The sequence below is a fragment of the Segatella copri genome (assembly GCF_051861805.1).
Classification (GTDB): Bacteria; Bacteroidota; Bacteroidia; order Bacteroidales; family Bacteroidaceae; genus Prevotella; species Prevotella copri_M.
Genome location: NZ_CP146520.1, coordinates 620,757 through 633,799, shown reverse-complemented (window position 1 = coordinate 633,799; position 13,043 = coordinate 620,757). Strand labels below are relative to the sequence as shown.

Genomic DNA, 13,043 nt, shown 5'->3' with positions numbered 1-13,043 from the left:
TTAACTTCAAGACATTCGTCTTAACTCCTTTAACTTCTTAACTCCTTAACTCCAGAACCTGAATAAGTAATATCAATAACTGATTAGGAATATGAATATCAGAACAATCGCAAACGTATCATTTTGCCTTGCCATGCTCTCGATGAGCAGTGGGGCGTCGGCTCAGAGCGAGTCGCGCTGGCAGAATGTGAACATCAACCAGCAGAACCGAGAGCCTCGTCGTGCGAATTTCTTCGCATTCGAGAGCTTGGATAAGGCTCAGAGTTTCGACAAGAAGAAGTCGGCCAACTACCTTTCCATGGAGGGTATGTGGAAGTTCAACTTCGTGAAGGACCACAACAAGCGTCCGGCGAACTTCTTCGCTCTGAAGTATGATGATTCACAGTGGAAGGATTTCCCTGTGCCGGGATTGTTTGAGCTGAACGGTTATGGCGATGCTACCTATAAGAACATAGGCTATGCCTGGGCCACCCAGTTTGACCCGAATCCGCCATATATCAGCGAGCTCAACAACTATACGGGTTCCTATCGCCGCACCTTCGAACTTCCTAAGGATTGGAAGGGCAAGGATGTGTATTTCCATGTGGGTTCTGCCACCAGCAACCTGACTCTCTGGGTAAACGGCAAGTACGTGGGCTACAGCGAGGATAGCAAGGTGGCTGCCGAATTCAACATCTCGAAGTATCTCAAGCCGGGCAAGAACCTCATTGCCATGCAGGTGATGCGTTGGTGCGATGGTTCTTATTTCGAAGATCAGGACTTCTGGCGCTTCACGGGCATTGCCCGTGAGGTGTATCTCTATGCCCGTCCGAAGCTTCATGCTGCCGACATCCGATTGAACGCTGCCTTGGAAAACAACTACCAGGATGGTGTGTTGAACTATCAGGTTTCCCTGAAGGGAGGAAAGACAGATGTTTCCATCACCCTGTGTGATAAGGATGGCAAGCAGGTAGCCCAGGCCACCGGAGCCCAGGGCATCATCAAGGTGCCTAAGGTGAAGGCTTGGACGGGAGAGACACCTTATTTATATAAGGCCTACATCACCCTGAAGAACAAGCAGGGCGCCGCTGAGGTGATTCCGCAAAAGGTGGGATTCCGCAATGTGGAAATCAAGAACGCACAGCTGCTCGTTAACGGACAGCCTGTGCTGGTGAAGGGTGCCGACCGCCACGAGATGGATCCTGACGGTGGCTACGTGGTGAGCCTGGAGCGCATGATTCAGGACATCAAGATCATGAAGCAGTTGAACATCAACGCCGTTCGCACCAGCCACTATCCTTGCGACCCACGCTGGTACGACCTTTGCGATGAATACGGAATCTACATCACCGCTGAGGCTAACCTCGAATCTCATGGTATGGGATATGAGGAGAAGTCGCTCGCCAAGTTCCCTGAGTACATCGTGCCTCACATCGAGCGCAACGAGGGCAATGTGAAGCCGCTCATCAATCATCCTTCCGTCATCGTATGGAGCTTGGGTAACGAGTGCGGCTACGGCGTCAACTTCGAGAAGGCTTACGACTGGGTGAAGGCGTGCGATCCTACCCGTCCTGCGCAGTATGAGCGTGGCGGATACGACAGCAAGACCGACATCTACTGTCCTATGTACATCGGTTACGAGGAGAGCGAGCGCTATTGCAAGGGCAATGGCACCAAGCCATACATCCAGTGTGAGTATGCTCACGCCATGGGTAACTCTGAGGGTGGATTCAAGGAGTATTGGGATTTAATCCGCAAGTATCCTAAGTACCAGGGCGGTTACATCTGGGACTTCGTTGACCAGGGTCTGCGCGACAAGAGTCCTGTCACCGGCAAGGAAATCTTTACCTATGGTGGCGACTATGGCCGCTATCCGGGCAGCGATTACAACTTCAACTGCAACGGAATCATCGCCCCTAACCGCCGTCTGAACCCTCATGCCTACGAAATCCAGTACTATCTTCAGAATGTATGGATCAAGAACTTCGATGCAGCCAATGGTGCCATCAGCATCTACAACGAGAATTTCTTCAGGAACATCGACGATTTGAAACTCTCGGCTGCCATCTATGCCAACGGCGTGAAGCTATCAACCTTGGAAATTCCAGGTACTAAAGGTATTGCTCCTCAGGCAACCAAGCTCGTGAAGAGCGATGCGTTGAAGACTGCGGTTGCACAGGCTCAGGCTGAACATGCAGGCGAGGAAATCGCCGTAAACTTCGCCTTTGCCAGCGATGGCAGTCAGCCGCTGGTTGACAAGGGGCAGGTGATGGCTCGCCAGCAGTTTGTGGTTAACGCATACAAGTTCGATAAGGTTGATACGCCTGCCCAGGCTGCAGCTCCAGCCAACAAGAAGGCCAAGGTGCAGCAGGCTGGCAATATCGAGGTAGAAGAGACCAACAGTTACGTGAAGGTTTCGGCAGAGAGGATGTCGGTTACCATCGGCAAGAAGACTGGTATGATTGATTACCTCGATGTAGATGGCGAACCGATGTTGAAGTTCCGTGAGAGTATGACTCCAGAGTTCTGGCGTGCTCCTACTGACAACGACTATGGTGCTTCTTTGCAGAAGAAGATGAGAGTTTGGAAGAACCCTCAGATGAATCTGAAGTCGTTCGACAAGAGCGAGAGCAAGGACAGCGTGGTTCTTACCGCCCAGTTCGAAATGCCTGAGGTAAAGGCGCAGCTGATGCTCCGCTACCGCATCAATGCGGCTGGCGAGGTGGCTGTTACCCAACAGATGACAACCGATAAGGAGGCAAAGGTAGCTGATTTGTTCCGCTACGGTATGCAGTTGCAGATGCCTGCGTCATTCTCTAAGTTGGAATACTACGGTAGAGGTCCAGAGGAGAACTACATCGACCGTCACTCTTCAGCTTTCATCGGCAAGTATGAGGCTAACGTGAAGGACGAGTATTATTCATACGTCCGTCCGCAGGAGAGCGGCAACCATACCGACATCCGCTACTTCTCCATCTTCAATCCTGCCACCGGCAAGGGAATCACCTTCGAGGGCTATGCTCCTATGGAGTGCAGCGCCATCTCTTACCTGGTAGAGGATCTGGATGCTGGTATCGAGAAGGAGCATGCCTGGGGTCAGCACAGTGGCGACCTGGTAGAAAAGGGTCTTGTGCAGTTGCACATTCAGCAGCGCCAGTTTGGCTTGGGTTGTATTGACAGCTGGGGTTCTTCGCCAATGGAGAAGTACCGCATGCACTATCAGGACCGCTGCTTCCGCTTCGTGATTAAGGCAAAGAAATAAAAAGAAATAAAGAGAAATAATAGGATTTATGCACTTGTGTGTAATCATGTAATTCATCAGCTAAGTGCTCCGCCTGCAGCAATGCAGGGGAGCACTTTTTTGCATTTTATGGGGGAAAAGTTTAAAAATAGATTAAATCCTTTGTCGGTTCCCCCTTTTTTTCTTATTTTTGCATTTCTAACAAGAATTTAAAAGATAGACAAAGATAATGGCAAACGATAATAAAGGTCTTACGCCGATGATGCGGCAATTCTTCGAGATGAAATCCAAGCATCCCGAGGCATTGCTGCTTTTCCGCTGTGGCGACTTCTACGAAACTTATTGCGAAGATGCTATCGAGGCTTCACGCATCCTGGGCATTACCCTTACCCGCCGAAACAACGGTGGAGCTACGGGCAGCATCGAGATGGCGGGCTTCCCCCATCATGCACTCGATACTTACCTGCCTAAACTCATCAGGGCAGGCAAGCGAGTTGCCGTATGCGACCAGCTGGAAGACCCGAAGAAGAAACGCCAGGAAATAAAGGGCAAGAAGGGATTGAGCCAGATGGACAAGATGGTGAAGCGTGGCATTACCGAACTCGTTACCCCGGGTGTGGCGATGGGCGACAACGTGCTCAACTACAAGGAAAACAACTTCCTGGCTGCCATCCACTTCGGTAAGACTTCCTGCGGCGTAAGCTTCCTCGATATTTCTACCGGTGAATTCCTCACCGGCGAGGGAACCTATGATTATGTAGAGAAACTGATGGGCAACTTCATGCCGAAAGAGGTGCTCTACGACCGTGCCCGAAAGAATGATTTCGAGAAATACTTCGGTACAAAATACTGCACCTTCGAACTCGACGACTGGGTTTTCACTGAGCAGACGGCGATGCAGAAACTCCTGGGACACTTCAAGACCAAGTCGCTGAAAGGCTTCGGCGTGGAGCATCTCAAGAATGGTGTCATTGCCAGCGGTGCCATCATGCAGTATCTGGAGATTACCCAGCATACGCAAATTAACCATATCACGGCGCTTTCGCGCATCGAAGAGGATAAGTTCGTGCGCATGGACCGATTCACCATCCGAAGTCTGGAGCTGGTGGCTCCGATGCAGGACGACGGTCTGTCTCTGCTCAACGTCATCGACCGCACCGTAACGGCAATGGGCGGACGAATGCTCCGCCGCTGGCTGGTGTTCCCATTAAAAGATGTGCGCCCTATCAACGAGCGTCTCGACATCGTGGAGTATTTCTTCAAGGAGCCGGAGTTCCGTCAGCTTCTCGACGACCAGCTTCATCGCATTGGCGACCTGGAGCGTATCATTTCCAAGGTAGCCGTGGGCAGAGTTTCGCCTCGCGAGGTGGTGCAGCTGAAAAATGCACTGGAAGCCATCCAGCCTATCAAGGTGGCTTGCCAGCATGCCAAGAACGACGCCCTAAAGCGCATTGGCGAGCAGCTCAACGTCTGCGAATCCCTGAAGGACCGTATCGCCAGGGAGATTCAGCCCGATCCGCCTCAGCTTATCAACAAGGGCGATGTGATAGCCGATGGCTATAACGCAGAACTCGATGATTTGCGCTCCATCAGTCGCCATGGCAAGGATTATCTTCTGAAGATTCAGGAGCGGGAAATAGAGAAGACGGGCATCAGCAGTCTGAAGGTTGGATATAATAATGTCTTCGGATATTATCTGGAGGTGCGCAACACCTTCAAGGACAAGGTACCTGAGGAGTGGATCCGCAAGCAGACCTTGGCGCAAGCCGAGCGATATATTACCCAGGAACTCAAGGAATACGAGGAGAAGATTCTCGGAGCCGATGAGAAGATTCTGATTCTGGAGGCGCAGCTCTTCAACGAACTGATTGCTGCCATGCAGGAGTATATTCCTCAGATTCAGATCAATGCCAACCTTATCGCCCGCATGGATTGTCTGCTCTCGTTTGCCAAGGCATCAGACGAAAACCACTATGTGCGTCCGGTTATTGACGATTCGCAGGTGCTGGACATCAAGCAGGGCCGCCATCCTGTGATTGAAACCCAGTTGCCGCTGGGCGAGCGATACGTGCCAAATGATGTGTTGCTCGACACCGAGAAGCAGCAGGTGATGATGATTACGGGTCCTAACATGGCTGGTAAATCAGCCTTGCTCCGCCAGACGGCGCTCATCGTGCTGCTGGCCCAGGTGGGCTGCTTTGTTCCTGCCGAGAGTGCAAGGGTGGGTCTGGTTGACAAGATCTTCACCCGTGTGGGAGCCAGCGACAACATCTCGCTGGGCGAATCCACCTTCATGGTAGAGATGACGGAGGCTGCCAACATCCTGAACAATGTGTCGCCCCGTTCGCTGGTGCTCTTCGATGAGTTGGGTCGTGGAACATCCACCTACGATGGCATTTCCATAGCCTGGGCTATCGTGGAGTATCTTCATGAGCACAAGAAGGCGCAGGCTCGCACCCTTTTTGCCACTCATTATCACGAGTTGAACGAGATGGAGAAGAATTTCCCTCGCATCAAGAACTTCAACGTGAGTGTGAAGGAGGTGGATGGCAAGGTTATTTTCCTGCGCAAGCTGGAGCCGGGTGGCAGCGAGCATTCCTTCGGTATTCATGTGGCAGAGATTGCCGGAATGCCGCGCAGCATCGTGAACCGTGCCAACGATATTCTGAAGCAGTTGGAGCAGGACAATGCTGGGGTAGGCGGTGCCGGCAAGCCGAACGTGCAGCATCTGGATGAGCCTAAGGATGGAGTTCAGCTGAGTTTCTTCCAGTTAGACGACCCAGTGTTGAGCCAGATTCGTGATGAGATTCTGGGCCTGGATATCAACAACCTCACCCCGGTAGAGGCATTGAATAAGCTCAACGACATCAAGAAAATCCTGCTGGGCCGATAGGTCTTCATAGATGGCTGGCGCCTGCCATCATTTAAGACCAGCGCTTGCCATCATTTAACCATTAGTATAGGTTAATAATCACAAAAAGTTACCCTAAGGTAAGTTACCTTTGGGTAACTTTTTGTATATTTGCAGGTGGTAAGAAATAAATAAAGCAGGTAAAACGAATTTAATAAGAAGAATATGGCAGTGTTTCAATCTCCTTTTCAGTTTGGTACATTGGCTACCGAAGAGAATTTTATCGACCGAACGGAAGACAGGGCTTTGCTCAAGCAACTCCTGGCTTCCCATATCAACGTGATGCTCATTTCTCCACGTCGATGGGGAAAATCGTTGCTTGTCAAGAAGGCGATGACGGAACTGAGTGTGGAAGATAAGGAGGTAAGAATCTGCTATATAGATGCTTTCAGTATTGGCTCGGAAGCTGAATTCTATCGCACTTTTGCCAGTCAGGTCATAGCCTGTGCTTCTTCCAAGTTTGTGCCGCAAGAAAGAGATAAGATGGCAATTCTCCAATTGCCGGAGTTGCTGGCGAAGGAAAAGGGAATCAGGATTATTGTGTGCATAGATGAATTCCAGCAGTTGGCTAATCTCCCGGAATATAAGGATATGGAGGGCAAGATGCGCTCAGTATGGCAACAGCAGCAGTTGACCTCTTATTGCCTTTATGGCAGCAAGCGCAATATGATGCTCAACATCTTCAACAATTCTAACAGTCCGTTCTATCGTTTCGGACAGGTTATTTTCATGCAAAAGATAGCCAAGGAGCATTGGATTCCTTTTATCTTATCATCTTTTGAGAAGACCGGCAAGCGAATTTCAGAATCTTTTGCCAGCAGGATTTGCGATGTGGTGGAGTGTCATTCCTGGTATCTGCAGCAGTTGTGCTATTTTATTTGGAGCTTTACGGTTTCTGAGGTGACGGAAGAAGTGTTCTCTCTTGGTCTCAAGCAGGTATTGAACATCAATACCCCGATGTTTCAGAACGATACGGAAAATCTCAGTTCTACCCAGATAGAGATGCTCAAGGCGATAGCTGATGGTGAGCAGCATTTCTCATCACAAGCTGTGAAGCAGGTGTATAATCTGGGTAATCCCAATACGATAGTTAAGAACAAGAAGATTCTTCAGAACAAGGATATCATAGAGAAGCAAAAGGCTGATTTCGTATTTGTAGATCCGATTTATCGTCTTTGGTTTAAGGAAGAGTATTGTTAATTTGTGTATTTTTGTTGCTAATTAAAAATAAGATAAATATGAAAACAAGATTATTGATAGCTTTTATAATGCTTTTTTGTGTGAATCATGCATTTTCACGAATCATTATTTCTAACAATAATGGGAAAATGGAATGTTTGGATGGAATTCCAGTTCTAAAAAATGAGAGTTATAGCTGTATTTACACCTATGGTCATGTTGGTTTATGGCGTATTGCCGTAACTCAAAGAGATGGGAGTGAGAGCAGAACAAAAACTCCTATAGAAGGTTTGGGTTTTTCCTTTGCGGTCTCTGAGATTCCTAAAAGGCTCTTCACGCATGCAAAGAGAATAAATATCGGTGTGAAAACCTATTTTAAGGGATGGGTATTATGCAAGGATGGTGGCACTCAAGATTCTTTGGAAGTATATTTTGATTTGTTGCCATCTAAACCTATAATAAAAAAGGCTTCTTTAGAATATTCTTCTTTTGATAAGCAATACTTGGATTTTGTTGATAATTATTTGGATTGTGTTATTCATTCGGAGAATTGTGATTATCTTGAGATGTATGTTGATGGTGACAGGAGTTGGATGTGGCCTGATTGGAATAGTAATTTTACAATTAGTTATTCTTACAAAATGAAGGCTGATAGCCTTGGGGAAGATTTATATCATATAAAGGAAGAATTAGGGTATGACTGGGATTTTCCGATGCTTATATGGGCATATAATGCTTATGGTTCATCACAACCTAGTGATACATTGACTATAGAGCCATATATTCCAGAAGACATACTTAAATATATAAAAGAATTTAAATTTGAAGATACTGGAGTAAAAGTACCCCAGCAGGCTGACAGAGAAGTGATTGTGGCTGGAAATACAATTCGGAGCCCTTTGGAATGGAAACAACTTCAGGTGTTTGGAATGGATGGTAAATGTTATTATCACTCCGCTAAGTATCAGCCAACAGTAAAGCTTCCTATTTCATTGAATGGAGTTTATATAATGAGAATATTACTTTCTGATAATAATAAAATAGTAAAGAAAATAAAATTATGATTTGCAAAAAGTTACCCTAAGGTAAATTACCTTTGGGTAACTTTTTGTATTTTATCATGCTTTATTCTTCATCATCCTTATTGTCTGCCACAACCTGCGGACCTCTTACCTTATCCTTCAGGCTCAGACCTTTCTTGATTTCTATGTTCACACCATCACTCAATCCGGTGGTTACCTGTTTGCGGTCGTATGTCTTCTTCTCGCCGCTGCCCTTTACGATATAGACAAAGGTGCTGTCGCCGCTGAACTCGATGGCACTCTCCGGCACGGTAATCACGTGGTTAGCCTTTGCCAATACTATCTCGGCATTGGCGCTGTAGCCGGAACGGATCTTGCCGCCCTTTACTGAGCGGACGGCTGCCTTTACCTCAAACTGATTGGCACCATTGTTCTCTACAGCCTTTGGTGAAATGTACTCCAGGTCGGCATCAAACTTCAGGTCCTGCATCGCTCCGATGGTAATCTTCATCGGCATTCCTACTACCAGGTTGCCCACCTCGGTTTCGTCGATGTTGCCTCGGAAGATGAGGTCGTTCATGTTTGCTACACTGGCGATGGTGGTTCCGTCATTGAAGGTGTTGGCAAGAATCACGGAGTTACCCACCTTGACAGGAATATCTAGGATAATTCCCGAAATGGTAGAACGGATGAGGGTGGAAGAGGCGCTGGCGTTGCTCTTGGAAACACCATCACGAACCACTTCGAGCGCATCCAGGGCGGCAACCTTCTCCTCCTTCGCCTGCTGCAACGACTGTTTTACCTTATCAAACTCATCGGCGCTGACCAGCTGCTTCTTGTAGAGCTGTTCCTCGCGACCATAGTTTACCTGTGCCTGCTTCAGGTTAATCTCGGCAAGGCGCACACGAGCCTGCGCCGAACTGAGCTGTCCCATATCCGGAATCACCTTTACCTTGGCGATTACCTCGCCTGCCTGCACGAAATCGCCTGCCTGCTTGCAGATTTCGGTGATGATACCGCTAATCTGAGGCTTTACGTTCACCTCGTTGCGAGGCTCTATCTTACCCGTAATCACCGTGGTTTTCAACACATCGCCCATCTTTGGGGTAAACTCGGTATATTCCACAGGCTTAGGCTGTGATTTCTCATAAAGGAACACGAAGGTTCCGATGAAAATCAAGGCGACTATCGCCGCAACTATCAACTTTGAATACTTTTTCATATCTTTTATATCTTATTTTTCTTTTATTCGTCTCTCATTGCATCTACCGGTTTGATGCTCATGGCTCGCCAGGCTGGGGCAAGTCCGGCTAGACCGCCGAGGATGCAGATGAGGATGGCTGAGGAGATGGCTGTCCAGAAATCTACCTGGAAGTGGGCGGTGAGAATGCCATCCGTGGTGTTCGCCATCTCCAGCATCTGCAGGATGGCTACTCCGAAGATGATGCCGCTCATGCCTGCCACCAGGGTGAGGAGAATACTCTCTGAGATGATTTGCGAGAGAATCATCTTCGGCGTGGCTCCGATGGCTCGGCGAATGCCTATCTCGGTGGTTCGCTCCTTCACCGTTACCATCATGATGTTGGAAACTCCGATGGCGCCGGCGAGAAGGGTGCCGATACCTACCAGCCAGATGAGGAAGTTGACGCCCTTAAACAGGTTGTCGAGCATCTGGAAGAGCACCTCCGTATTGAACACCATGATTCCCTTTTCGTCTGAAGGGTCGATGTTGTGAGCCCTGGCTATGGTTTCACGCATTCGCTGGGCGATGCTGCTCATCACTACGCCCGGCTTACCGGTGGTGGCGATGATGTCGATGGCGGTTCCGCGGTTGTAGGCGGTGCGGAGCACGGTTTGCGGAATGGTGATGGTTTCGTCGGCTCTACCGCCGAAGTTCACGCCATTTCCCGAGCGGTAATCTACACCCACCACCGTGTAATAGGTGGAATCCACTCGCACGCTCTTGCCGCACGGGTCGCCTCCGCCGGGGAAGAGGGTCTTGTAAATCTGTTTGCCGATGACGCAAACCTTGCGCTGGCGGCGCACATCCATCTCGTTGATGTATCTGCCGTAAAACATTTTAGGCACGGAAACCTGGGCGTAGTCGGGATTCACGCCCTGTGTGCTGCCGCTGAATTTCTTGTCGCCAAACACCACCGACTTGTTGCCTCCGAAGAGCAGCGGGGTGATGACATCGAGTTCGGGCACCCTGTGGCGCAGTCGCTCCAGGTCTTTCTCTTCCATCTGCCAGGAGCGCCCCTTGTTGAATCCCTTGTAGGGCTTGGTGGTGTTCTGCGCCCAGATGATGGCGGTGTTGGTAGCGAAGCCTGCGAAGTTGTTCTGCAGTATCTCTTTCAGTCCCTGACCGCCACCCATCAGGGCGATGAGCATAAACACGCCCCAGAACACGCCGAAGCCCGTAAGCAGACTGCGGCTCTTGTTCCTCGTGATGGTGTCGAGTATTTCTTTATATGTATCTAAATCTAATCGCATAGCCTAGTCTATATTTATGGTCTATATATATAATAAGGTGTAAGCCCCATTAATCACTAATCATTAATCACTACTCCGCTCTCAGCGCCTCTATCGGTCGGATTCTTGCAGCCTTGATGGCTGGGATGAGTCCGGCGATGGTGCCTGCGATGACGATGGCGATGGTAGCACCGATGCAGGTGCCGAGGCCCACCGTAGGGTTCACAAACATGGCGGCTTTAAACAGTCCGGTATCTACGGTGGTGTGACCGATGGTTGCGTCCATGATTTCGTTTGCTGCCACACCGCAGACCATTCCGATGTAGCCGAAGAATGAGGTGATGATGATGCTCTCGGTGATGATGAGTTTCAATATCGACCAAGGTTTGGCGCCGATGGCTTTTCTTACGCCAAACTCTCGGGTTCGCTCCTTCACGGTGATGAGCATGATGTTGCTTACGCCCACGATGCCGCTCAGCAGGGTGAACAGACCCACTATCCAGAGTGCCGTCTGCATGATGGCGATTCCCTGGTTCATCTGGATATTGTCCATGTATCGGTTCCAGAGCCAGATGGTGCGGTCGTCATCAGGTGCTGCCTGGTGGTTATTGTTGATGCTGGCACGATAGTTCTTCTCAAACTGCTCGTTATCCTCCTGGGTCTTCAGGTTCTTGATGGTGAACTCCAGACTTCCTGCATCATCGCCCTTGGCATAGATGGTCTTGATGGTGGAGTAGGCAATGAAGGCATCGGTATTGTTGCGCGATTCATCATCCTTGTAGATTCCTACCACCTGGAAGTTGAGGTTGCTGATCTTTACGTTCTTGCCCACTAGCGAACGGTAGTCTTTGCAGAGTTCCTTGGCCTGGCTTCGGCTCAGCACCACATTCTTGCGCTGGTCCTTCATATCGATTTCGTTGATGAATCGTCCGGCAATCATCTCCGTCTTGTCGATTTTGGGATGTGTAGGAGCCACACCCACTAACGACTGGCTTGCCACATAATTATCGCCGTAGCTGATGTTCACGTTATACTGTTCCAATCTTCCACCCACATCATCCACGTACTGGCCGTAGGTCTGGTTGCTGATGAGGATGTCCCTGTCGTTGAGCGTGATGCTTCTGCCTTCCTTCAGTCCCTTGTAAGCCTTGGAGGTTTCGCCCGGGAATACTCGCATGGAGTTGGCAAGGAATCGGGTGCTTTGCTGCAACTGGGCATTAATCAGTCCGTTGCCGGCGCCCAGCAGGAATATCAGCATGAAGATTCCCCAGGCAACGGCAAATCCCGTGAGCGAAGTGCGGAGCTTGTTGCGCTTCGACGTGCTCCATATTTCTTTGATTAATTCTCTCATTATTTTTAGTTAATAATTAATAGTTGATAGTTTATAGAGGGCTGGCGCCATCAGCAGTTCTGCCCTATTAACTATAAACTATAAACTTCTTACTTCACGTAGTCTTTCGATACGAGATGATGGTCTCTGTTGTCTTCGATGCTTCCGATGAGTCCGTCCTTGATATGGATAACCTTATCGGTCTCGTTGGCTACACCGCTTTCGTGGGTTACCACCACGATGGTCATTCCCTCTTTCTGGTGCAGTTCTTTCAGCAGGTCCATCACTTCCACGCTCGTTTTGGAGTCAAGGGCTCCGGTAGGCTCATCGGCAAGGATGATTTCGGGTTTGGTGATGAGGGCACGGGCGATGGCTACACGCTGCTTCTGTCCTCCCGACATCTCGTTGGGATAATGGTTGGCCCATTGCTTCAAGCCCAGTTTGTCGAGATATTCCATCGCCAGTTCGTGGCGCTTCTTGCGGCTCACGCCCTGGTAGAAGAGTGGAAGCTCCACGTTTTCCACTGCCGTCTTGAACGAGATGAGGTTGAACGACTGGAAGATGAAGCCAATCATCTTGTTGCGGTATTCGGCAGCACGGGTTTCCGAGAGGTCTTTGATGAGCACATCATTGAGTCGGTATTCGCCCGTATCGTAGTTGTCGAGAATACCCAATATATTTAATAAGGTGGATTTTCCCGAGCCGGAAGCACCCATGATGCTGACGAACTCGCCACGTTCGATGTCGAGGTCGATGCCCTTTAGCACATGGAGTGGCTGAGCACCCTGATAGGTCTTGTTGACGTCTTTTAGATGAATTAATGACATATTACTTTCGTTTTATGGATATCAATTTAAACCATTAGACGCTTGCAACTTTCAGAAAGTTGCAAGCGTAACTCTTTTTTTA

The 13,043-nt window shown here is 49.2% G+C and carries 8 protein-coding genes; 4 read left to right on the top strand and 4 right to left on the bottom strand.

The genetic code is table 11. The annotated features are described in order from the left end of the window. Positions 1–91 precede the first annotated feature (91 nt). From V8Z93_RS02390 to V8Z93_RS02375, 4 genes are all read left to right on the top strand, one after another. Positions 92–3,241, top strand: coding sequence for a glycoside hydrolase family 2 TIM barrel-domain containing protein (locus V8Z93_RS02390; RefSeq protein ID WP_439432285.1), 3,150 nt, complete (start codon positions 92–94; stop codon positions 3,239–3,241). Between the two features lie 208 nt (positions 3,242–3,449). Beyond that, a complete protein-coding gene (mutS, locus tag V8Z93_RS02385) occupies positions 3,450–6,113 on the top strand; it encodes a DNA mismatch repair protein MutS (RefSeq protein ID WP_439432284.1) in 2,664 nt (887 codons plus the stop codon). A gap of 183 nt (positions 6,114–6,296) precedes the next feature. Next, complete coding sequence (locus V8Z93_RS02380; RefSeq protein WP_203051707.1) at positions 6,297–7,331, top strand: AAA family ATPase; 1,035 nt, start codon at positions 6,297–6,299, stop codon at positions 7,329–7,331. 38 nt (positions 7,332–7,369) lie between these two features. After that, the gene (locus V8Z93_RS02375) at positions 7,370–8,374 is read left to right on the top strand and encodes a hypothetical protein (protein WP_203051708.1); all 1,005 of its coding nucleotides are present in this window, start codon (positions 7,370–7,372) and stop codon (positions 8,372–8,374) included. 61 nt (positions 8,375–8,435) lie between these two features. Here the strand turns inward: V8Z93_RS02375 and V8Z93_RS02370 are convergent, their stop codons facing one another. The 4 genes from V8Z93_RS02370 to V8Z93_RS02355 all read right to left on the bottom strand — a co-directional run bounded on the left by V8Z93_RS02370 (position 8,436) and on the right by V8Z93_RS02355 (position 12,961). Further along, positions 8,436–9,554, bottom strand: a complete 1,119-nt coding sequence (locus V8Z93_RS02370) for an efflux RND transporter periplasmic adaptor subunit (RefSeq protein WP_218413324.1) — start codon at positions 9,552–9,554, stop codon at positions 8,436–8,438. 23 nt (positions 9,555–9,577) lie between these two features. Next, positions 9,578–10,825 carry an ABC transporter permease gene (locus V8Z93_RS02365; RefSeq protein WP_203051709.1) on the bottom strand — a complete coding sequence of 416 codons (1,248 nt, stop codon included), beginning with the start codon at positions 10,823–10,825 and terminating at the stop codon, positions 9,578–9,580. Between the two features lie 70 nt (positions 10,826–10,895). Next, on the bottom strand, positions 10,896–12,155 hold the full coding sequence (locus tag V8Z93_RS02360) for an ABC transporter permease (RefSeq protein WP_439432283.1): 1,260 nt from the start codon (positions 12,153–12,155) through the stop codon (positions 10,896–10,898). A gap of 89 nt (positions 12,156–12,244) precedes the next feature. Beyond that, the gene (locus V8Z93_RS02355) at positions 12,245–12,961 is read right to left on the bottom strand and encodes an ABC transporter ATP-binding protein (protein WP_117695647.1); all 717 of its coding nucleotides are present in this window, start codon (positions 12,959–12,961) and stop codon (positions 12,245–12,247) included. Positions 12,962–13,043 lie beyond the last annotated feature (82 nt).